This is a genomic window from Clostridium grantii DSM 8605, assembly GCF_900129965.1.
Classification (GTDB): domain Bacteria; phylum Bacillota; class Clostridia; order Clostridiales; family Clostridiaceae; genus Clostridium_AF; species Clostridium_AF grantii.
In genome coordinates, this window is sequence record NZ_FQXM01000015.1 from 1 (window position 1) to 23,931 (window position 23,931).

Here is a 23,931-nt window from a genome sequence, read left to right on the forward strand (position 1 = left end):
GCATAGCTCAGCTGGGAGAGCACCTGCCTTACAAGCAGGGGGTCACAGGTTCGAGCCCTGTTGTGCCCACCATGAAATACCTAAGTTAAATGTGGCCCAGTGGCTCAGTTGGTTAGAGTGCCGGCCTGTCACGCCGGAGGTCGAGGGTTCGAGTCCCTTCTGGGTCGCCAATTTTAATTAACAATAAAATAGTATACAAGCTGGCATGGCTCAACTGGTAGAGCAACTGACTTGTAATCAGTAGGTTCCGGGTTCAAGTCCTGGTGCCAGCACCAAAAAAAGAGTTATGCTCTTTTTTTTTGTTGTTTTATATAAATCAGAAAATATGAAAAATCAGTAGCCTAAGGCTACTGATTTTTCATTTTATTTAAGTTTATTTTAACTCTAATATCATCATCATTATAGAAATTGAATAAAGTAAAATTACCTAATAGTCTAGAAGTTATTCTGTCAGTGTAAGTAGACATTAATTCATCTAAAGAGAAGTTTGTATTAACCAACATTTTTTTATTTGTTAGTAGCTTAGTATTTAAAAGATTAAAGAGCTCTGTAATAGAAAAATTACTCATTTGTTCTGTACCTAAATCATCAATAATAAGAAGATCACAATTTAAAATTAAATTTTCTAGATTAGGAGTATTGTTAAAACGAATTTCTCTAAGATCTTTAAACAAATTTTCAGCTGTTCTATATAATACAAAGAAACCTTTGTTTAACAGTTCTTTTGCAATACAATGAGTTAAAAAGGTTTTACCAGTACCAGGTTCCCCATAGAAGAACAAATTATCACTTTTAGAATTAAAAGTTTCAATATAGTATAAAGCTTTTGCAGAGATATCCTCCATGTTTTTCCTTGGAGTAAGGGGTTTGTCATTAACTTTTCTATTTGAAAAAACAGAATAATTAAATGTATTAAAATTTTCTCTAAGCAAAACATTATTAAGGTCAGAGTTTTTATAATAAAGAGTAACTAATTTTTTCTTATAACACTGACATTTTTTAGTTCCAATAAATCCTGTATCATTGCATTTGTTACATTCGAATTTTTCTTCTAAGTAATCAATAGGGTATCCATTTTCTACAAGAAGTTCTGATTTTTTAATTTTTAAGTCTGTTATTGATTCTTTTATTTCATCTAAATAAGAATCTCTATTCTCAATATTATTAATAACACTTAAGGTTATTTTTACACATAGTTTTCCTATTTCTCTTTGTATATCTAATACTTCAGGTAATTTTTCCGCTAGTTCTTTTTTTCTACTTCTTAATTCTTCAGAATTTTTACTACGAATTTTTTCGTATATATCTAAAATTTGGGTTTGGTATCCTTTAATCATTTTCATCCCATCCTAATAAAGTTTTTTCAATCTTATCTAAATCGTATGAACGTTGTTTTCTATTACTAAATGTATCTGGTTTGCTATTTGAAGAATATTTATTTTTGTTTGGAACGTACTTTGGTTTTTGTCTATCTTTCATATCTACATCTTCAATAGTACGTATATTTTCTTTATACCAACTATTAAGAATACCATCAATATACTTAAATTCAGCTTTATTTAGTCTTTCAAAACAAATATCGCAAGCTTTATAAATAACATCTAATGGAAAATTGTATGTATTAAGCCATTTGATAAGCATATCCTCCTGTGGTTTCATAACCTCAGATGAATTAAATCCTAAGTATTTTAGAATCTTTCTAATTTTGATCCAAACATCCTCTCTTTTTTTTATAAAGCTTTGAGCTTCATCAATATCTTTAATTTTTGCATCATGCCAAGCAATAGCTACTGTTTCAATATAACGATAATCGCTTTTACCCTTAGATGTGCAATATTGAATTAATAGTAAAATCATTTCAGGAGAAAAGGAGTATTCTTTTTGCCAATTTAGATACATGTGTATTTCCTTATTAGATAAAGTTCTTCCTAAAAGTTTTTCTATATCTTGCATCATATCTTGAATTGAGGTATTACTTAATTCCTGTAATATATTAATACTAGCATTGGTTAAATCAACCTGATCATTTTGAGAAATATTATATAAATCTAAAAATTCAATGGCATAATTTCCAGGGGTAGCTAACCCTTTGAAATCTACAACCCCTTCAGTATTCCAATAGGTCCAAGCTTTTAAAATATCAGATTCAAGTAGATTAAGTAAAGTGGACATTTCGGAGGCACTGATACCAATTTCGCCAGACAAGCAATGACGAAGACCTAGCAAATAGACTTTTACATATTCGCCTGGAGCAGAGATCATATATTTATCAATAAAAACATTACTTACAGAAGTATATTGGTTAATTTTATTTTTTAACATGAAAGTGTTCATGCTACATCACCTTTCTAATTTTAAAATATGTATTTTGCTTATAAATATAATATTGCCATGTTATTCAATTATATCAGAATAAATAATAATTCTCAATTTGGGCATATTTATTATAAAAAACAGAAATATTAATATTGTTTGAACATAGTTTAAAATTATTGACACTTAGGATTATATAAGATATACTTTGATTATCAAAATATTTGAAAGTCAAAACAATATTGGTCGGGAAGTGATGCAATGGAAGATTCTATAAATAAGGTATTAAATCAATTATTAGTGGTAACATTTAATGATATATTGCAAATAGAACAATCAGCCATAAAAGAAGGTATGCTAAAAGATTTATCAGTAACAGAGATACATACCATTGATGCTATTGGAATGTATATTCCTAGAACTATGTCAGAAGTGGCTGCAGATTTAAATATTACAGTTGGCACACTTACCACGGCCATTGCTAATGTAGTTAAAAAAGGATATGTAGAAAGAAGTAAGGATGATAGCGATAGAAGAATTGTAAAAATTGGACTTACTAAAAAAGGTAAGTTAGCATTTAGAGTTCATGATAAATTTCATTTAAATATGATAAAAGAAACAATAGAGGGATTATCAGAAGAAGAGGAAAGAGTCTTAGCAAATGCGCTGTATAAACTAAATGACTTTTTTAAATCTAAATATAATTTAAAAAAATAAAAAAGGAATGAGAGTATGTACAATGTTCAGATAATAGGAACGGGTAGTTATGCACCTGGTAATATAGTAAGCAATGATTTTCTTGCTACTTTTATGGACACAAATGATGAATGGATAAGCGGAAGAACAGGTATAAAAGAGCGAAGAATAAGTATAGATGAAAATACTTCAGACTTGGCTATAAAAGCTTCTATTAAAGCCATAGAAGAAGCGAAAATCAACCCGCAGGATATTGATTTAATTATTGTAGCTACAGCTACTCCCGATTATTTTTTTCCTTCAACAGCTTGCATAGTACAAAAAAAAATAGGTGCAAAAAATGCTACTTGTTTTGATTTGAGTGCAGCTTGTACTGGTTTTGTATATGGATTAAACGTGGCAACACAATTTATAAAATCAGGACAAAGTAAGACTGTATTATTAATTGGAGCAGAAACTATATCCAAATCCCTTAACTGGCAAGATAGAAAAACTTGTGTTTTATTTGGAGATGGAGCAGGAGCAGCTGTATTAACTAGAGGTGAAGAGGGAATAATATCTATTTATACAGGTTCAGATGGAGATGGTGCAGAATTTTTAGAGTATGCAGCACCACAACTAAGGAACATTTTCACAAATAACAGTGAGGAATCAAATAATTATTTAAAAATGCAAGGTGGAGAAGTATTTAAATTTGCTGTAAAAATTATTATTCAATGTATAGAAAAAGTGTTAGAAGAGTCAAATTATGGTATTGAAGAAATAAAGTACATAGTACCCCATCAAGCAAATATAAAAATAATCGAATCTTCAGCTAAAAAGCTTGGTATAGATAAAGAAAAGTTTTTTATGAATATTGCTGAGTATGGTAATACATCGGCAGCAAGTATTCCATTAGCCTTAGATCAAATGAACAAACAAGGATTATTACAAGATGGGGATAAAATTATAACAGTAGGTTTTGGCGGAGGCCTAACTTATGGAGCAGCATTAATAGAGTGGAAAAATAATTAAAATATAAAACAAAAAAATGGAGGTATTATTATGATATTTGAAAGATTAAAAAAGGTAGTTGCAGAGCAGATTGATATGGACGTAGAAGAGATAAAATTAGAGTCTACATTTAGTGAAGACTTAGGAATTGATTCATTAGATATTTTTGAAATAGTAATGGAGTTAGAAGAAGAATTTAAAATTGAAATTCCAACAGAAGATTTAGAAGGAATGGATAAAATTGAAGATTTAGTAGTTTATGTTAATGGTAAATTAAATCAATAAAAAAATCTTAGTGAAAACTAAATAAAACAAAATATGAGACTGTGGGATTCCTTCAGTCTTGTTTTCTAGGGGTGGAGATTATGAACGAATTATTTCTAAAATTAGGAGCGACTTATCCAATTATTCAGGGTGGAATGGCTTGGATAGCAGAAAGTTCTCTTGCAGCTTCAGTTTCTAATGCAGGGGGTATTGGTTTAATTGCAGCAGCTAATGCACCAGTGGATTATATTAGAGAAGAAATAAGAAAAGCAAAAAAGCTTACGAATAAAACTTTTGGCGTAAATATAATGCTTTTAAGTGAAAATGCAGATGAAATAGCAAAAATGGTATGTGAAGAAGGTATAAAAGTTGTAACAACAGGAGCAGGCAATCCCGGGAAATATATGCCTATGTGGAAAGAACATGGTATAACAGTTATACCTGTAGTGGCATCAGTTGGATTAGCCAAAAGAATGGAAAAAGCAGGTGCAGATGCAATTATTGCAGAAGGCGGAGAGGCAGGAGGGCATATTGGAGAATTAACAACTATGGCTTTATTGCCACAAGTTGTTGATGCTGTAAGTATACCTGTTATTGGTGCTGGTGGAATAGGTGATGGAAGAGGAGTAGCAGCAGCTTTTATGTTAGGAGCTAGTGGAGTGCAAGTAGGAACTAGATTTCTAGTAGCAGAAGAATGTATAGTTCATGAGAATTATAAAGCAAAAGTTTTAAAAGCAAAGGATATTGATACCGTTGCTACGGGAAGGTCTACAGGTCATCCTGTTAGAGTTATTAGAAATAGATTAACAAGACAATTTAAAGAATTGGAGAAGAATGGTGCATCTCCAGAAGAATTAGAAAAACTTGGAGCAGGAACTTTACCTAGAGCAGCAAGAGATGGAGATGTAGATTTTGGATCCGTTATGGCGGGACAGATAGCAGGAATGATATGTAAAGAACAATGTTCTAAAGAAATTATAGAAGAAATGTTTACAGAAGCAGAGGCAATTATAAATAGAATTAATAAATTATTTTAGTGTAGAATTGTTCAATTGGAGGTTACTATGGGAAAGATAGGTTTGATTTTTGCAGGTCAGGGAGCACAATATGTTGGAATGGGTAAAGATTTATTTGAGAATATTCCAGCTTCTAAAGAAATATTTAATATCGCAGATAGAGAGCTTGGATATGCGATTAGTGAAATATGTTTTAATGGAAGTGAAGAGGATATTAATAAAACAGAAAACACTCAACCGGCTGTGTTAACAGTAAGTATAGCAGCTTTAAAAGCTTTAGAAGAAAAGGGAATAAAAGCTGATATGGTTGCAGGACTCAGTTTAGGAGAATATTCAGCCTTAGTTTGTAGCAATGCAATTGAATTTGAAGATGCAGTTAAATTGGTAAGAAAACGAGGTAAATTCATGCAAGAAGCAGTTCCTCAAGGAGTAGGTGGTATGGCTGCTATCTTGGGTTTAGATAGAAATAAAATTGCTCAGGCTTGTGAGGAATCCAGTGAAAAAGGTGTTGTTTCAATAGCTAATTATAATTGCCCAGGGCAAATAGTTATTGCAGGAGAAAAAGATGCTTTAAAATTGGCTTGTAAGAAAGCAGAAGAATTAGGCGCAAAGAGAGTTATAGAATTATCGGTTAGTGGTCCATTTCATACAAAATTATTAAAGCCAGCAGCTGATAAATTGTTTGAAGAGTTAAAGAATATTCAATTAAAAGAGATTATAATACCTGTTATAACAAATGTTACAGCAGATTACATAGGAAAAAAAGAGGATGTGAAAAATCTTCTTAAAGAACAAGTTATGAGTTCAGTTTTTTGGGAAGATACAATAAATAAAATGTTGGAAGATGGAGTGGACACATTTATTGAAGTAGGTCCAGGTAAAGCTTTAAGCGGTTTTGTAAAAAAAATAAATAGAAAAGTTAAAATATATAACGTAGAAGATATAAATTCGCTAAATAAAACAATAGAAGGCTTAAAAGCTTAAAGTAAGAAAATACATGATTATTGGAGGAAACTTATGTTAAATGGGAAAACGGCCATTGTAACAGGGGCAGGAAGAGGTATTGGAAAGGCAATTGCATTAAAATTAGCAAATGAAGGTGCAAATGTTGTGATAAATTATAGAAGCAGTAAGGAAGCTGCTATGGATTTAGTAAAGGAAATAGAAAGTATAGGATCTAAAGCTATAGCGGTTAAAGCTGATATTAGTAAATTTGAAGAAGCAGAAAGTTTAATTTTAAAAGCTAAAGAAGTTTTTGGCACAATAGATATATTAGTTAATAATGCAGGGATAACTAAAGATGGCTTATTAATGAGAATGAGTGAAGATGACTTTGGGAGTGTTATTGACACTAATTTAAAAGGCGTTTTCAATTGTATAAGGCATTCAGTTCCTTTGATGATGAAACAAAGAAGTGGGAAAATAATTAATATTACTTCAGTAGTTGGTTTAATGGGAAATGCAGGTCAAGCAAATTACTCAGCAGCAAAAGCAGGAATAATTGGGTTAACGAAGTCAACTGCTAAAGAAATAGGTTCTAGAGGAATAACAGTTAATGCCATTGCTCCTGGTTTTATAGATACAGACATGACTTCTGTTTTATCAGATAAAGTAAAAGATACTATTAAAAATGGAATAGTGCTTAAAAAGTTAGGTAAACCTGAAAATATAGCAGATGCAGTTTACTTTTTAGCATCTAGTATGGGTGATTATATTACAGGTCAAGTAATCAGTGTAGATGGCGGTATGGCATTCTAAGGAGGATAATTATGAAAAATAGAGTAGTAATAACAGGAATGGGAGCAGTGACTCCTATAGGAAATGATACAGTTAGCTTTTGGAATAGCATAAAAGAAGGAAAATGTGGAGTTGGAAATATAACTGCTTTTGATGCTTCAGAATACAAAGTATCTTTGGCTGCAGAAGTTAAAGATTTTAAATATGATGGATTTATAGATAAAAAAGAAGCAAAAAGAATGGATAAGTTTTGTCAGTTTGCTATGGTAGCTGCTGGCGAAGCAATGAAAGATTCAGGCATTGATTTAGAGAAAATTGATACAGAGAGATTTGGAGTTATCGTTGGATCAGGTATAGGTGGAATTGGAACTATTGAAGAGCAGCATGAAAAACTTACAACTAAAGGCCCAAATAGAGTGTCCCCATTCTTAATTCCTATGATAATTGGAAATATGGCTGCAGGTAATATAGCTATAAAATTTGGTGCAAAAGGAATTTGTACATCTATAGTAACTGCTTGTGCTACTGGAACTCATTCTATAGGAGATGCTTTCCATAAGATTCGTCTTGGAGAAGCAGATATAATATTATCTGGTGGAGCGGAGGCTTCAATTACTCCTTTATCTATAGCCGGATTTGCATCACTAACAGCATTAAGTAATAGTGAAGACCCTTTAAGAGCATCAATTCCATTTGACAAAGATAGAGATGGTTTTGTTATGGGAGAAGGAGCTGGAATTGTTGTTTTAGAATCTCTTGAGCATGCAAAAAAAAGGAATGCTAAAATTTATGCAGAAGTAGTTGGATATGGAGCAACCTGTGATGCGTATCATATGACATCTCCATCACCAAATGGAGAAGGTGGCGCTAGAGCTATGAAAATTGCTATAAAAGATGCAGGTATTACTAAAAGTGATGTATCTTATATTAATGCACATGGAACAAGTACACCATATAATGATAAATTTGAAACAGCTGCAATTAAAGCGGTTTTTGATGAGGATGCATATAAAATACCGGTAAGTTCTACAAAGTCAATGACTGGACATTTATTAGGTGCTGCTGGAGCTGTTGAAGCTATAGTATGTGCTAAAGCATTAGAAGAAAGTTTTATACCAGCAACTTTGGGTTATAAAGAAGCTGATGAAGAATGTGATTTAGATTATGTTCCTAATGAAGGAAGAAAGGCAGAATTACAATATGCTTTATCAAATTCACTAGGTTTTGGAGGACATAACGCAACTATTATTCTAAAAAAATGGTCAGAGGTGTAGATGATGGATTATAAAAATATAGAGCATTTAATAAAAGTAATGAGCGAGTCTAATTTGACGGAACTTGAAATTGACGGTGATGATGTAAAGATAAAAATGAAAAAAGAAAAAGAAGTTTTTAAAGAAATAAAAAACGGTATTGAACCTAAAATTAGCATAGAAGATAAAGTTGTTTATGGTAAAACTGAAGTAAAAGATAATTATAATGATTCGAAAGCAACAGCAGTTCTTTCACAGATAACAGTTGAAAATACAGATGAGTGTGAAGAAGTAGTTTCTCCTATAGTGGGAACTTTTTATCAATCTTCCTCACCAGATGCAGAAGCATATGTTGAGGTAGGAAGTAAAGTTAAAAAAGGTGAAATTATTGCTATTATAGAAGCTATGAAACTAATGAATGAAATTGAAGCAGAGTTTGATATGGAGATAGTGGATATAATAGTTAAAAATGAAGCTATGGTTGAATACGGAGAAACTCTATTTAAAGTTAAAAGAATATAGAAAAATAAGATTATTTTTGCTATAGGGAGGAAAATTAGATGTTAACGATAAAAGAAATTATGGAAATAATTCCTCATAGATATCCATTTTTACTATTAGATAAAGTAGAAGAATTGGTTCCGGGTAAGAATGTAGTTGCTTTTAAAAACGTAACAATGAATGAATACTTTTTTCAAGGACATTTTCCACAAGAACCAGTTATGCCAGGAGTATTAATTATAGAAGCCTTAGCACAAGCGGGAGCTGTAGCCCTACTTAGTTTAGATGATTACAAAGGTAAGATAGCATATTTCGGGGGTATAAATAAAGCAAGATTTAAGAAAAAGGTTGTACCAGGAGATGTTCTTAAACTAGAGGTTGAAATTATTAAAATAAAAGGGCCAGCAGGGATAGGAAAAGCTATTGCCTCAGTAGATGGAAAAAAAGCTGTAGAAGCAGAAATTATGTTCTTTGTGGGAGAGTCTTAGTAAGATTGATCATAGAAAAAATACGATTTAGAATATTCTTTTTATTAATGAGAGAGTAGGTGAAATATTGTTTAACAAAATACTCATTGCTAATCGTGGAGAAATTGCGGTTAGAATTATTAGAGCTTGTAGAGAAATGGGAATAGCTACGGTAGCAGTTTATTCAGAAATAGATAAGGATTCATTACATGTAAATTTAGCTGATGAGGCTGTATGTATTGGGCCTGCAAAATCAAAAGATAGTTATTTAAATATGGAAAATATAATAAGTGCAACAGTTTTAACAGGAGCACAAGCAATTCATCCTGGATTCGGATTTTTATCTGAAAATAGCAAATTTGCTGAAGTTTGTAGTGAATGCAATATAACTTTTATAGGACCGGATGCTGAAGTTATGTCTAAGATGGGAAATAAGGCTAGAGCTAGACAAATAATGATAGAAGCAGAAGTTCCTGTAATTCCAGGTGTGGATGGAGTTTTAGATAGTTACCAACATACAGAAAAAGAAGCTGATAGAATAGGATATCCAGTTATACTAAAAGCATCTGCAGGCGGTGGAGGAAGAGGAATAAGAATAGTTCATAAAAAAGAAGAACTAAAAAAAGCTTATGAAACTGCCAAGACAGAAGCTAAGGTTTCGTTTAATGATGATGCTATGTATATGGAGAAGTTTATTGAAAATCCAAGACATATTGAATTTCAAATTCTAGCAGATAATCACGGAACAGTAATTCATTTAGGTGAAAGAGATTGTTCTGTACAAAGAAGAAACCAAAAAGTTGTTGAAGAAGCACCTTCCACAATAATTTCTGATGACCTTAGAAATAGAATGGGAGAAGTTGCAATTAAAGCGGCAAAAGCGGTAGCATATAAGAATGCAGGGACTATAGAGTTTTTGGTAGATAAAAATGGTGATTTTTATTTCATGGAAATGAATACTAGAATTCAAGTTGAACATCCAGTTACAGAGTTTATAACAGGAATAGACATTATCAAAGAACAAATCAAGATTGCTTTTAATGAAGAATTAAATATGAGTCAGAATGATGTTACTTTTAAAGGTCATGCCATAGAGTGTAGGATAAATGCAGAAAATCCTTACAAAGGATTTAGACCATCTCCGGGAAAAATATCTTTGGTTTTATTACCAGGAGGAAATGGAGTAAGAATAGACAGTGCTTTATATAATGGATATAAGATTCCTCCAACATATGATTCAATGGTAGCAAAATTGATTGTTTATGGTGATAGTAGAATTGAAGCTATAAATAAAATGACAAGAGCACTTGAGGAATTTGTAGTGGAAGGCATTGAAACAAATATTGAATTTCTTGGAGAAATTTTAGATAATGAAAATTTTGTTTCAGGTAATTTTGATACTTCCTTTATAGCTAAAGAATTTAATTATTAAAATATTTCAAGTCGCTAGAGGTTGGTGAAAAAATGTTTAAATTAAACAAAGTTTTTAAAAAAACTAAATATATTACACTTACAAAAGAAGAAGATATAAATGTAAATGAAAAATCAAAGGAAGAAACTAATAAAGTTAAGAAAATTAAGTTAAATAAAAATTCCTCTAAGGGTTCTATAGAAAATGTGGAAAACAAGATTAAAGAAGATGAAAATGATACTAATAAGCCTAATATCCCCAATGGACTTTGGATAAAGTGCGGTGATTGTGGAGAAGTTTTATATAAAAAAGACTTCGATGTGGATAAAAAAATTTGTTTAAGCTGTGGAAAACATTATAGAATGAGTGCAAGAGAAAGAATTTATTGTTTAATAGATGAAGAATCATTTATTGAATTTGATAAAGAAATGAAAACTATGAACCCATTAAACTTTCAAGGCTATGAAGAGAAGATAAGTAAATATCAGGCTAGCTCAAAAGTAGAAGAAGCTATTGTTACAGGCTATGGGACTATACTTGGTAAAAAAACTGTTATCGGGGTTATGGATAGTAATTTTATGATGGGAAGTATGGGATCAGTAGTTGGTGAAAAATTAACTCGAGCAGTAGAATATGCAACGGAAAACAAATTACCAGTTATTGTTTTTACTGCTTCTGGTGGGGCTAGGATGCAAGAAGGAATCTTTTCATTAATGCAAATGGCTAAAACTAGTGCGGCTATAGAAAAACATAATGAGGCAGGTTTATTATATATCTCTGTTCTTACTGATCCAACCACTGGTGGAGTAACTGCAAGTTTTGCAATGCTGGGTGATATAATTTTATCTGAGCCAGGTGCATTAATTGGGTTTGCAGGTAAGAGGGTTATAGAACAAACAATAAAACAAAAACTTCCTAAAGGCTTTCAGACTGCAGAATTTCTATTAGAACATGGATTTATAGATAAAATAGTGGCAAGAAGTGAAATGAAAGAGACTTTAGCTAACATTATTGAAATACACCAATAGTGATTTTGATGATGAATAAGGAGGTTTTTTAATGTTAGAATGTGAAAAAGAAATTCTTAATCTAAAAAAAAGATTAAATGAAATAAAAGAATTTGCATTAGAGAAGGAATTAGATTTATCTACAGAAATAGAAAAATTAGAAAATGAAATACAGGCCATGGAAATCAAGGTATATGAAACTCTTTCACCAATGGATAAGTTGACGCTTTCTAGAATGATAGAAAGACCTACATCTCTAGATTATATTGAAAGAATTTTTGATAATTTCATTGAATTTCATGGGGATAGGCAATATAGAGATGACCCTTGTATAGTTGGAGGAATAGCGAGATTAAATGATATAGCTGTAACTGTGATTGGACAACAAAAGGGTAGAAATATGAAAGAAAACATATTTAGAAATTTTGGTATGCCAAATCCAGAGGGTTATAGAAAAGCCCTTAGATTAATGGAACAAGCAGAAAAATTTAATAGACCTGTTATTTGTTTTGTTGATACTCCAGGTGCTTATCCAGGTATGGGTGCAGAGGAAAGAGGGCAAGGAGAAGCAATAGCACGAAATCTAATGAAAATGTCTTCTTTAAAAGTGCCTATAATAACAATAGTAATTGGTGAAGGTGGAAGTGGTGGAGCTTTAGCAATGTCCGTAGCAGATGAAATTTGGATGTTAGAGCATGCAGTATATTCTATTTTGACACCAGAAGGATTTGCTACTATTCTATGGAAAGACTCAAAAAAAGCAAAAGAAGCAGCAGATATAATGAAAATCACAGCTCAAGATTTAAAACAATTTAATATAATAGATAAAATTATAAAAGAACCTTTAGGTGGGGCACATATAAATGTAGATGAAACAGCAGAAATTATAAAAAGCAGCTTATTAGCTGTTCCTTTTAAAGATATGAAAGACAATATTCAAGAAACTATTGATTTAAGATATAAAAAATATAGAAGGATAGGTCAATATAGTGAATAAAATTATAATATATTATAGTATAAGCTAAATTCTAATGCATTAATATAATTTAATGCATCATATATAATATCCTTCAAAAAGGAGCTTCAACTTGGAAGCTCCTTCTTTTTCAGATTAAAAATAAACTAACTATTTAGTTGTTACTGCTTTTATGAAATAATAAAGGCTAGAATGTTGATTCTATTAATAAAAACTCATATTCACTATATATTTTTTTATTAATAGGATAAATGCCATTCAAAACATCTAGGAGATAAAAGATATGTGTTTAATTGGAATCTTGATAAAGTGCCAACGCCAAAAGAAATGTCAAAAGATTTTCATAACAATGGAATAAAATTATGCGCAAATATCAAACCAGCGCTTTTAATAGACCATCCTATGTATGAAGAATTAGAACAAAAGAAAATGTTTGTAAAAGATAGAAGTGGAGAAAAAACTGAAACAGCTCAATTTTGGGATGAACTAGGAGCTTATATAGATTTTACAAACCCAGAGGCTTATAATTGGTGGAAAAAGCAAGTCACTGAAAAATTATTAGAATATGGAATTGATTCTACATGGAATGATAATAATGAATATGAAATTTGGCATGGAGAAACTAAAGCCTTTGGTTTTGGAAAAGAAATAAACATTATCCAAATTAGACCACTTCAATTTTTATTAATGATGAAAGCATCTTTTGAAGCACAAAAGGATTTTAATCCAAATATAAGACCATATTTAATTTCAAGGTCAGGATGTCCAGGGATGCAAAGATATGTACAAACTTGGTCAGGTGATAATAGAACATCTTATAACAACTTAAAGTATAATATAAAAATGGGTATAGGTTTAAGTTTAAGTGGTATGTATAATATAGGACATGATGTTGGTGGTTTTTCAGGTACAGCACCAGAGGGAGAATTGCTTGTTAGATGGGTGCAAAATGGTATTTTTCATCCTAGATTTACTATTCATTCTTGGAATGATGATGCTACAGTAAATGTTCCTTGGATGTATCCAGAAAGGACTCCAATTAATAAGAGGTGCAATTAAATTTAGAAATAAAATAACTCCATATATATATAATATGATTTATAGAGCAAATAATTATTATGAACCAATGATAAGACCAACTTTTTAGGATTTTGAAGAAGATTCAAAAACTTTTGAAGAAATGGATGGTATGACTTTAATTCAGGTATTTGGTATGAAGAAGGAGTTTGTGAAAGCTCCTATGATTTATATGAAGATGATGGATTTAGTAATGAATATAAAAAGAATGTATTTACTTTCGTAATGATTAAAATGATTTCCGATGAAAAGTGAATAAAAATAGAAACTTTTTCTAAAGGAGAATATATTCTACCATATGATAAGATAAGAATTTATCTTCAAGAAAGTGAAATAAGACAAGTAACTATAAATGGTGAGAAAGAAGAAAACAATAGTAAAAATATTTATGAAATAAAATTAGATTAGAAACAAAAGGAGCCCTCATACAGGACTCCCTTTTTATATATTCAATATTCAGTTTTTGACTTAACAGAGTATAGTAAATAACTTTGAACTAAAGCGTTCATCTTTGCCTTGCTTCAATAAGCTAAGACCCTTTATTTATAAAATCTTACTATCCTCTAAAATTTTAATCTGGTACATTGGTCTGTCCCCTTCCATACTTGTATAGTGTCTTGGTTTACTTATGAAAGTTAATATTTTTAGGTATCACTTACCTTTCGTGTACTGATATAAATTTTGTTAATTTGTTTATGTATTTATAATAACACGAATATTCTGAAAAGTAAATAGTTTATTAAAAAATAATTATTATTAATAGAAAAATGAAACTATAAAGCGACATAATTTTTATGTAATATATGATATAATATATTATAATTTAAAATATAACAATATATTGGAGGATGCTATGGAAAAAATAGAATATCAAATAAAATTATTTAAAAGAATAGAATTTATAGTAATAATACTACTCAGTATTTTATTTTGGTTTTTTAGTAACCGTAATTTTTTGTTATTTCATATAAGTATTGAAGTGGTAGGTATAATTTTTGGATTTAGCTTAATGCTTATAGCAGTTGGAACTAGTAAAGTTTCTGAAAATAAAATGTTTACTTATTTAGGTATAATATATGGATTTGTAGGTTTAATGGATTTTGTTCATACTATGTCATCTGAAGGCATTGTGATTTATACAAATAATACAAATATTTTCATACAATTAAGAATAGTAGCTAGACTTTATGAAGCAATAGCTTTAGTTTGTTCAGTATTTTTTATCAAAAGAAAAATAAATGTAGTAAAAACTATTTTTATTAATTTACTAATAGTCATAATTCTATTTTTTTTAGTATTTGGAGTTAAAATTTTTCCACAATGTTATATTGAGGGTTTAGGAGTAACAAAGGTTAAAGTTATATTAGAATTTGTTATAATAAGTTTGTATACTTTAACTATATTTCTCTATAGAAAATATACTAATGAAATGAGTTTTAATACTCTACAAATGTTAGAATATTCATTGATTTTTAAGATTATTGGAGAAGTATATTTTATCATTTTCAATGAACAGTATAATGTGTTTAATTATTTGGGACATATAAATAAAGGAATCTCTATTTATTTAATGTATAAAGTTATATTTTTAGCGGTAATTTTAGATCCTTATAACAATATATTTAATAAATTAAACAAAAAAGCAGAAGATTTAGAAAAAGCAAATATAATAATAGAAAATGAAGCGGATAAGTATAAAAAAATTCTAGATTTTTTCCCAAACGGCATTATAAAAAAAGAAAATAATAAAATTATTTATGTAAATAAAAGATTTAAAGAAATGTTTAATATAAAAGATGAAAGTGAATTACTACAAGAAAAATTTGATTTTATAAAGTATTGTAAAACAAAAGTAATTATACAAGATAACAGTATAAAAGAGGAAAAAAATTTAGAAGCTCCTGTAGAGCGTGAAATTTCAATAAATGGGATAAAGGTAAATGTTGAAATATCAACACTTTGTATCTATAGGGATGAAAAAAAATTATATATATCAGTTTTTAGAGATATTGGAGATAAGAAAAAAACAGAAAGAATTATTGCTAAATTAAAAGAAAAAGAAAAAGAAGATGAGTTAAAGAATGAATTTTTTTCCAATATATCTCATGAATTAAGAACCCCAATTAATGTTATTTATAGTGCAATTCAAACAGAAAAGATATTTTTAAAAGAAAAAAATTTAGAAGCCATTGAAAAATACAATTCAATTATTAACCAAAACTGTTTTAGGTTAATAAGAATAACAAATAATATTATTGATTCTACAAAAATTAAATCTAGGTTTATGAAACCTAAGTTTAATGTGATCAATTTAGTTCAGCTTATAGAAGAAATAACACAATCAGTTGTAAGCTACGCTGAATACAAGAAAATTGATATTATTTTTGATACGGAGGAAGAAGAAATTTATATTTTATGTGATATTGATTATATTGAAAGAATTATACTTAACTTATTATCTAATGCTATCAAATATAGTGGCGAATATTGCAAAATTGAAGTTGTTATTAATATAAATCAAAATAAAGAAGTTTTAGTATTAATTAAGGATAATGGAATAGGAATTCCAGAAAACAAGAAAGAAGAAATATTTAATAGATTTGAAAAGATTGATAAGACGATGAATAGAGAAAATGAAGGAAGTGGGATAGGGCTTTATATTGTGAAGTCATTAGTAGAATTGCAAGGAGGAGTTATTTGGGCAGAAAAAAATCTAGAAAAAGGAAGTAGTTTTTTTATTAAATTTCCAGTGGTAGATGTTTATGATGAAATTTGTGCATCCAAAGAAAGTGAAAGTATTTTAAAAGAAAACAATATTATTGAAAAAATGAATATCGAATTTTCAGATATATATTTAAAATAAAGAGTATAAAATATTATTACTATTTGTCGATAACTAATATGTATAGTATTGTAATTTTTTAGTTGACCAAGGGGTGAGAAAGTATGAAAAGACTAAAACACATTAGTATTACTAAAAAATTAGCATTATACCTTCTAATGACTAGCTTTTTACCGTTATTGTTATTTGGAGTTTTAATATTAAATAGAACTAAATACATAGGCCAAAGTGAAGTAAATAATGTAATTTATGCTTTTCTTAGCATTTCTTTTCTGTTAATAATGTTACTGACAAGTATTATTACTAGAAAATATCTTTATCCAGTGAAGCAAATCACAAAGTATTTCGAAAAGTTGAAAAATGGTACAATGGATTTAGATACTAGATTAAATGTAGATTCAAAAGATGAAATAGGGCAATTATCAAAATGGTTTAATACTCTTTTAGAAAGTTTACAATTAAGAGATAAATCGGAAGAAGCTCTTTTAAAAAGCAGAGATAATTATCGAAAAGTTATAAATAGTGTACAAGAAGTTATTTTTAAAACAGATTTAGATGGCAAATGGATTTTTTTAAATAATGCATGGAATGAAGTAACTGGATTTTCAGTAGCAGAAAGTTTAAATAAGTATTATTGGGAATTTATTCACAAAGATGATATAGAGAAAAATAAGCTATTATTAGTTTCTTTGTTTAATGGAGAAATAGATTATTATAGAGAGACTAATAGATATATTACAAAAGAAGGAGAATTAAAGTGGATTGAGATTTATGTAGTATTATTGATGGATGATGATGATAATGTTATTGGCACATCGGGAACCTTGATGGATATTACAGAAATGGTTAATTTACAAAATCAGTTAAGTAGAAAAGCAGATTATTTGTATGAAGTTGCAAAAGAATCTAAAAATGATTTTAAAAGAACAATACAAAATATTCAAAACATGGTCTTTAAATTAAAAAGAAATGAAGATGGACATTTTGAATTTACATTGGTGGAAGGAAAAATAGCTGAAAAATTTGGATTAGTTACCGAAAATGTTTATGGTAAAAAGCCAGATGAGGTTTTAGATAAAAGTACTGCTATAAAATTAATTATAGCATGTGAAGAGGTTTTTAAAGGAAAAGATTCTAGTTTTGAATTTGAGAGAGAAAAGGAAACATTTTATGTAACACTATCCTCTATTATAGAAAATGAAGAAGTTGTAGAAATAGTAGCTACTACAACTAATATTACAGAATTAAAGAAGGCTGAAATTAAAATTAGTAAGATGGCTTATTATGATAATGTAACAGAACTTCCGAATAGAGTATTATTCAAAGAAAGAGTAGATTTTGCTATTTCACATGCAAGTATAGATAATAGTAGCTTAGCAATAGTATATCTTGATTTAGATCAATTTAAATTTATTAATGATACTTTAGGACATAGTAGTGGAGATGAATTATTAAAACGTGTAGCCAAAAGACTTAAAGTAAATATACCAAAAGAAGCCTTTGTATCTAGAATGGGCGGGGATGAATTTAATATTCTTATTCCATTTATAGATAATCAAAAAGAAATAACCTATATTGCAAATGATGTTTTAGATGTATTTCAAGTGCCATTTATATTTGAAAATAAGGAGTATTTTATTACCGCTAGTATAGGTATAAGTACTTATCCATTAGACGGACAAGATTTTGAATCTCTCATGAAGAATGCAGATATGGCAATGTATAGAGCTAAAGAAAATGGAAGAAATAATTATCAATTCTACACAAATACTTTAAATATAGTTGCACATGAAAGATTGGATATGGAAAGAAGTTTAAGAAAAGCAATTGATAAAAATGAATTTGTTTTATTTTATCAACCCAAGGTTGACATTAAAACTGGAAAAATAAGTGGATCTGAAGCTCTTATTAGATGGATTCATCCAAAAGAAGGAATAATTGCACCTTTTAAGTTCATACCACTAGCAGAAGAAACAGGATTAATTGTACCTATAGGAGAATGGGTTTTAAAAACTGCTCTTGAACAAAACAAAAAATGGATAAACGCAGGATATGCTGATTTAACAGTTGCAGTAAATATATCTGTAAAGCAATTTCAACAAAATAATTTTATAGACATAATAGAAGATATTTTAAAAGAAACAGAGTATAATCCAGAACTTTTAGAATTAGAGATAACAGAGAGTATATTAATGCAGGATACAAATAGAAATATAGAAATACTAAATAAACTTAAGAAAATGGGAATTAAAATATCACTTGATGATTTTGGGACAGGATATACATCCTTAAGTTATATTAGAAAATTTGCAGCTAACATTTTAAAAATTGATAAAATATTTATAGATGAAATAACAAACAATGAAACGGATACAGCTATTACTATAGCAATAATGAATATGGCAAATAGTTTAAATTTAAAAGTTGTTGCAGAAGGTGTTGAAACAAAGGAACAATTAAACTTCTTGCGAAATCAAAATTGCAATGAAATTCAAGGATATTATTTTAGTAGACCAGTACCTTCAATTGAATTTGAAAAAATGCTTATAGAAGGAAAGAATATTAGTAGTGTGTAGTACATATCAAATAAAAATAAAAAAATATTGAATTTTATAGAATTTATTTAGTGCACTAGGAGTTGTAAAATCCTAGTGCATTTTTAAAAATAACAAATATTAAAATTATATTAAAATTAGCTTAAATTCATTGACCATAATTACAGATAGTGCTAATATATAATTTAGTTAGTCGACTAAACAAATAGAAAGGAGTATACAATGGATGAAAAGAATCTTGAAAATATTTACCTTTTATTTTCACGAGTAATAAAACTAAGGTTATGTAAAATGAGAGATATGTTTGAAGATTTAGGAATATATCCTGGACAACATGGTCTTTTATTTGCACTTGAAAAAGAAGAAGGCCAAAGTCAAAAAGAATTAGCACAAAAGTTAAATATAAAACCAGCTACTATAACTGTTACTATAAATAGAATGAAAAAATCTGGATTAGTTGAAAGAAAGCAGGATAAAAATGACCAACGTGTTTCAAGAGTTTACTTAACTAACCAAGGAAAAGCTGTTTGTAAAAAAGTAAGAAAAGCAATGAAAACTATAGATGAACAATGCTTTGAAAATTTTAGTAAAGAGCAGCAGAATATATTAATTGAATTATTATCACAAATGGAAGAAAACTTAGCATCTTCTTGTAATACAGAAGAATGCTTTTTTAATAATTATAAAAAAAATAAGATAAGCGAGGAGTAAGATATATGGTTAAACTAACGAAGTATTTAAAGCCATTTATAACCACCATAATTTTAGCTATTGTTCTATTATATGCGCAAGCTATGTTAGATCTAGCTTTACCAGACTACATGTCTAATATCGTTAATATTGGTATTCAACAAGGCGGTATTGAGAATGCAGTTCCAGAGGCTATCAGAAAAAGTGAGATGGATAAATTAGTTTTATTTGTTGATGATAATGAAAGGTTAGAAATAACACAAAATTATATTCTGGTAGAAAAAAATAATGAAAATTATGAGGAATATTTAAAAGACTACCCAGTGCTAGAAAATGAAGAAATTTATGTTTTAAAGGAAATAGATGATTCTGAAATAGACGTTTTAAACCCTATAATAGGAAAAGCTTTCTTAGCCATTTCAGGAATAGAAAAAATGAAAGAAAATGCTGTGGATGGAGAAATAGATTTTAATGGTACAAAAATTCCAGCAGATACAGATTTGTTTGCTATGTTTTCTTCTCTTCCAGCAGAACAAAGAATTCAAATTAGTGAGGAAATGAACAAAACGTTTTTAGTGTTAGGAGATAGCATTATAGTACAAGGTGCTGCTAACGCAGTTAAAGCTGAGTATGAAGCTTTAGGAATGAATGTTGATAAAATTCAAAGTAATTATATCTTTAGTACTGGATTTTTGATGATAGTATTATCTTTATTAAGTGCAGTATGTATAGTTATTGTAGGTTTTTTAGCTTCAAAGGTGTCAGCAGGACTAGCAAAAAATCTACGTAGACTTGTATTTACAAAGGTTGAGAGTTTTTCTAATACAGAGTTAGATAAATTTTCTACAGCCTCATTAATTACAAGAACTACAAATGATATTACGCAAATACAAAATCTTATAGTTATTATGATAAGAATGGTATTTTATGCGCCTATCTTAGGGGTAGGAGGTATAATTAAAGCGATAGACAAGAGTAGTTCTATGTCTTGGATAATAGTTGTGGCAGTTATATCTTTATTAGGATTGATTTCAGTTGTATTTTCTATTGCTTTACCAAAATTCAAAGCTATCCAAAAATTAGTAGATAGATTAAACTTAGTTACGCGTGAAAATCTTTCTGGAATGATGGTAATAAGAGCATTTAACACTCAAAAATTTGAAGAACAGCGTTTCGATAAAGCAAATAAAGATTTGACTGATGTTAATTTATTTGTAAGTCGTGTTATGATCACATTATTTCCAATTATGATGTTTATTATGAATGCAATTACTTTGTTAATAGTTTGGGTGGGAGCTCATCAAATTGCAGATTTAACTATGCAAGTAGGAGATATGATGGCATATATGCAATATGCAATGCAAATAATATTTGCTTTCTTAATGATGTCATTTATGTTTATTATGGTACCAAGAGCAGCAGTATCAGCTCAACGTATTTCAGAAGTTTTAGAAACTGAAGCTACAATAATTGATCCAGAAAATCCAAAGAAATTTGATAAGGATAATAATGGAGTTGTAGAATTTAAAAATGTTTCTTTCAGATATCCAGGAGCAGAAGAGGATATGTTGAAGAATATTAGTTTCAAAGCAATGCCGGGACAGACTACTGCATTTATAGGGTCAACAGGATCAGGAAAAACAACTTTAGTTAATTTGATTCCTAGATTTTATGATGTTACAGAAGGCCAAGTTTTTGTAAATGGTGTTGATGTTAAAGAAGTTACTCAATTTGAACTTCGTGAGAATGTTGGATATGTTCCTCAAAAAGGATTTTTATTTAGTGGGAATATAGAATCTAACTTAAGATATGCTAATAAGACTGCAGATGAAAATGACTTTAATAAAGCTTTAGAAACTTCACAAGCTATGGAATTTGTTAAAACTAATGAAAAAGGAATAGAAATGGAAATTTCTCAAGGCGGAAGTAATGTTTCAGGAGGACAAAAACAAAGACTTTCAATTGCACGTGCATTGATGAAAAAATCTCAAATTAATATATTTGATGATAGTTTTTCAGCACTAGATTTTAAAACAGATGCAACATTAAGAAAAGCGCTTAAAAAAGAAACTGGAAACAATACAGTAATAATAGTTGCACAACGTATCGCTACTATAAGAAATGCAGAACAGATAATAGTAATTGATGAAGGTAGAATAGTTGGAAAAGGAACCCATAAAGAACTTATGGATAATTGTTTAACTTATCAAGAAATTGCTTCATCACAGCTTTCAAAGGAGGAATTAGCATGAGTGAAAATAATAATGGACAAAAAAACTCACCTCAAAGAATGAAAAGAGGCGGGCCACAACATGGTCCAGGTGCTATGTTAGCTGGAGGAGAAAAAGCTCGTGATTTTAAAAACACAATGAGAAAACTTACTAAACATTTAAGTGTTTATAAATTTTCTATGCTAATAGTTTTAATCTTTGCAATAGCTAGTGCAGCATTTACAATAGTTGGCCCTAAAATCTTAGGAAATGTAACAACAGAGCTATTTAATGGACTTGTAAAGAAGATTTCAGGTACAGGTGATATAGATTTTAATTATATAGAAAAAGTAATTCTAATTTTGGTAGGATTATATGTTTTAAGTACATTATTCAGTTATATACAAGGGTGGATAATGAGTAATGTGGCTATGAAGGTAAGTTATAGTTTTAGAAAAGAGATTTCAGAAAAAATAAATAGAATTCCACTTAAATATTTTGATAATACAAATCAAGGAGAGGTATTATCTCGTGTTACAAATGACGTAGATACTTTAAGCCAAACACTAAATCAAAGTTTAGGTCAAATAATAACATCTGTAACTACTGTAATAGGTGTTTTGATAATGATGCTTACAATAAGTTGGCAGCTTACTTTAGTTGCTATTATAGTACTTCCTATTTCTGGGGTACTTATTATGGCAATAGTAAAAAGATCACAGGTTTACTTTAAACAGCAGCAAGACTATTTAGGTCACGTTAATGGACATGTAGAAGAAATGTACGGTGGACACGTAGTAATGAAAGCTTTCAATGGTGAAAAAGAAAGTGTTGAAAAATTTGAAGGATTAAATGAACAGCTTTATGGAGTAGCTTGGAAAGCACAATTCCTTACAAGCATAATGATGCCTTTGATGCAATTTGTAGGAAATTTAGGGTATGTTGCAGTAAGTATTTTTGGAGGATATCTAGCAGCAAAAAGAACTATTGAAGTAGGAGATATTCAAGCATTTATTCAATATGTTCGTCAATTCACTCAACCAATTGCACAAATAGCTAATATATCAAATATTCTTCAACAAACAGCGGCTTCAGCTGAAAGAGTTTTCGAATTTTTAGAAGTTGAAGAAGAAGTAGCAGAAAATACTAATGCTGTAATTTTAGATAAAGTAGAAGGAAAAGTAGATTTCAAAAATGTACACTTTGGTTATAATGAAGATAAGATAATAATCAATAATTTCTCAGCTTCTATTAAGCCAGGTCAAAGAGTTGCTATTGTTGGCCCTACTGGAGCAGGAAAAACTACTATTGTTAAACTATTAATGAGATTCTATGATGTTAATAGTGGAGCTATTTTAGTAGATGGACATGAAATAACTGAGTATACTCGTAATGGACTAAGATCAATGTTTGGTATGGTATTACAGGATACATGGCTTTATAATGCTACAATAATGGAAAATATAAGATATGGTAAGCTTGATGCCACTGAAGAAGAAGTTATTGCTGCAACAAAAGCAGCACATGCAGATAGTTTTATTCATACTTTACCAGATGGATACAATATGATGCTAAATGAAGAAGCTTCTAATGTATCTCAAGGACAAAAACAATTATTGACTATTGCTAGAGCTTTTCTTGCAGATCCCAAAATTCTTATATTAGATGAAGCTACAAGTTCCGTAGATACTCGTACTGAGGTTCAAATTCAAAGAGCTATGGATAATCTTATGAAAAATAGAACTAGCTTTATCATAGCACACAGATTATCAACTATTCGTGATGCAGATATAATTCTTGTTATGGATAATGGTGATATAATAGAGCAAGGAAGTCATAATGAACTTTTATCAAAGGGTGGATTTTATGCTAACCTTTATAATAGTCAGTTTGAAAATAGTGAAGCAAGCTAAAAATATTTAA

Annotated in this window: 21 protein-coding genes and 2 tRNA genes; 21 read left to right on the forward strand and 2 right to left on the reverse strand. The window is 29.5% G+C overall.

Translation table 11 applies throughout. The features are described 5' to 3' along the window. Positions 1-93 precede the first annotated feature (93 nt). Positions 94-170, forward strand: a tRNA-Asp gene (locus BUB83_RS12975). Between the two features lie 29 nt (positions 171-199). Then, positions 200-275 (forward strand) — tRNA-Thr (locus BUB83_RS12980). Positions 276-347: 72 nt separating this feature from the next. Here BUB83_RS12980 and BUB83_RS12985 read toward each other — a convergent pair. After that, positions 348-1,337: an ATP-binding protein gene (locus tag BUB83_RS12985; RefSeq protein ID WP_073338899.1), complete on the reverse strand. Its 990-nt coding sequence runs from the start codon at positions 1,335-1,337 to the stop codon at positions 348-350. Then, entirely contained in the window at positions 1,330-2,334 is a 1,005-nt protein-coding gene (locus BUB83_RS12990; protein WP_073338900.1) for a DnaD domain protein, read from the reverse strand. Before BUB83_RS12990 ends, BUB83_RS12985 begins: the two co-directional genes overlap by 8 nt. A gap of 240 nt (positions 2,335-2,574) precedes the next feature. On the opposite strand from BUB83_RS12990, the gene BUB83_RS12995 reads away from it, so the two are divergent. From BUB83_RS12995 to BUB83_RS13085, 19 genes are all read left to right on the forward strand, one after another. Then, positions 2,575-3,030: a MarR family winged helix-turn-helix transcriptional regulator gene (locus BUB83_RS12995; RefSeq protein ID WP_073338901.1), complete on the forward strand. Its 456-nt coding sequence runs from the start codon at positions 2,575-2,577 to the stop codon at positions 3,028-3,030. Positions 3,031-3,045: 15 nt separating this feature from the next. Beyond that, positions 3,046-4,023, forward strand: coding sequence for a beta-ketoacyl-ACP synthase III (locus BUB83_RS13000; protein WP_073338902.1), 978 nt, complete (start codon positions 3,046-3,048; stop codon positions 4,021-4,023). A 30-nt stretch (positions 4,024-4,053) separates the two neighbouring features. Further along, a complete protein-coding gene (acpP, locus tag BUB83_RS13005; RefSeq protein WP_073338903.1) occupies positions 4,054-4,287 on the forward strand; it encodes an acyl carrier protein in 234 nt (77 codons plus the stop codon). An 80-nt stretch (positions 4,288-4,367) separates the two neighbouring features. Further along, a complete protein-coding gene (gene fabK, locus BUB83_RS13010; protein ID WP_073338904.1) occupies positions 4,368-5,303 on the forward strand; it encodes an enoyl-[acyl-carrier-protein] reductase FabK in 936 nt (311 codons plus the stop codon). A gap of 27 nt (positions 5,304-5,330) precedes the next feature. Continuing rightward, positions 5,331-6,266 carry an ACP S-malonyltransferase gene (fabD, locus tag BUB83_RS13015; RefSeq protein ID WP_073338905.1) on the forward strand — a complete coding sequence of 312 codons (936 nt, stop codon included), beginning with the start codon at positions 5,331-5,333 and terminating at the stop codon, positions 6,264-6,266. A gap of 33 nt (positions 6,267-6,299) precedes the next feature. Beyond that, complete coding sequence (fabG, locus tag BUB83_RS13020) at positions 6,300-7,040, forward strand: 3-oxoacyl-[acyl-carrier-protein] reductase (protein WP_073338906.1); 741 nt, start codon at positions 6,300-6,302, stop codon at positions 7,038-7,040. A gap of 11 nt (positions 7,041-7,051) precedes the next feature. Then, positions 7,052-8,293, forward strand: a complete 1,242-nt coding sequence (gene fabF, locus BUB83_RS13025) for a beta-ketoacyl-ACP synthase II (RefSeq protein WP_073338907.1) — start codon at positions 7,052-7,054, stop codon at positions 8,291-8,293. A 3-nt stretch (positions 8,294-8,296) separates the two neighbouring features. Beyond that, the gene (accB, locus tag BUB83_RS13030; RefSeq protein ID WP_073338908.1) at positions 8,297-8,794 is read left to right on the forward strand and encodes an acetyl-CoA carboxylase biotin carboxyl carrier protein; all 498 of its coding nucleotides are present in this window, start codon (positions 8,297-8,299) and stop codon (positions 8,792-8,794) included. Between the two features lie 38 nt (positions 8,795-8,832). Further along, complete coding sequence (gene fabZ, locus BUB83_RS13035) at positions 8,833-9,261, forward strand: 3-hydroxyacyl-ACP dehydratase FabZ (protein WP_073338909.1); 429 nt, start codon at positions 8,833-8,835, stop codon at positions 9,259-9,261. Positions 9,262-9,328: 67 nt separating this feature from the next. After that, positions 9,329-10,672 (forward strand): acetyl-CoA carboxylase biotin carboxylase subunit, encoded by a 1,344-nt coding sequence (locus BUB83_RS13040; protein WP_073338910.1) that lies wholly within the window; start codon positions 9,329-9,331, stop codon positions 10,670-10,672. A gap of 32 nt (positions 10,673-10,704) precedes the next feature. Then, positions 10,705-11,679: an acetyl-CoA carboxylase, carboxyltransferase subunit beta gene (gene accD, locus BUB83_RS13045; RefSeq protein WP_084133564.1), complete on the forward strand. Its 975-nt coding sequence runs from the start codon at positions 10,705-10,707 to the stop codon at positions 11,677-11,679. A 31-nt stretch (positions 11,680-11,710) separates the two neighbouring features. Then, on the forward strand, positions 11,711-12,655 hold the full coding sequence (locus BUB83_RS13050; protein WP_073338911.1) for an acetyl-CoA carboxylase carboxyltransferase subunit alpha: 945 nt from the start codon (positions 11,711-11,713) through the stop codon (positions 12,653-12,655). A 264-nt stretch (positions 12,656-12,919) separates the two neighbouring features. Then, complete coding sequence (locus BUB83_RS22210) at positions 12,920-13,693, forward strand: TIM-barrel domain-containing protein (RefSeq protein ID WP_073338912.1); 774 nt, start codon at positions 12,920-12,922, stop codon at positions 13,691-13,693. 147 nt (positions 13,694-13,840) lie between these two features. Then, positions 13,841-13,966 (forward strand): DUF5110 domain-containing protein, encoded by a 126-nt coding sequence (locus tag BUB83_RS22955; protein ID WP_200801477.1) that lies wholly within the window; start codon positions 13,841-13,843, stop codon positions 13,964-13,966. A gap of 598 nt (positions 13,967-14,564) precedes the next feature. Further along, entirely contained in the window at positions 14,565-16,574 is a 2,010-nt protein-coding gene (locus BUB83_RS13065; protein WP_073338913.1) for an MASE3 domain-containing sensor histidine kinase, read from the forward strand. A gap of 83 nt (positions 16,575-16,657) precedes the next feature. Then, a complete protein-coding gene (locus BUB83_RS13070; RefSeq protein ID WP_073338914.1) occupies positions 16,658-19,129 on the forward strand; it encodes a bifunctional diguanylate cyclase/phosphodiesterase in 2,472 nt (823 codons plus the stop codon). Between the two features lie 201 nt (positions 19,130-19,330). Continuing rightward, on the forward strand, positions 19,331-19,819 hold the full coding sequence (locus BUB83_RS13075) for a MarR family winged helix-turn-helix transcriptional regulator (protein WP_073338915.1): 489 nt from the start codon (positions 19,331-19,333) through the stop codon (positions 19,817-19,819). A 5-nt stretch (positions 19,820-19,824) separates the two neighbouring features. Further along, positions 19,825-22,050, forward strand: coding sequence for an ABC transporter ATP-binding protein (locus BUB83_RS13080; protein WP_073338916.1), 2,226 nt, complete (start codon positions 19,825-19,827; stop codon positions 22,048-22,050). Continuing rightward, the gene (locus BUB83_RS13085) at positions 22,047-23,921 is read left to right on the forward strand and encodes an ABC transporter ATP-binding protein (protein ID WP_073338917.1); all 1,875 of its coding nucleotides are present in this window, start codon (positions 22,047-22,049) and stop codon (positions 23,919-23,921) included. The genes BUB83_RS13080 and BUB83_RS13085 overlap by 4 nt, the downstream gene beginning before the upstream one ends. The last annotated feature ends 10 nt before the right edge of the window (positions 23,922-23,931 follow it).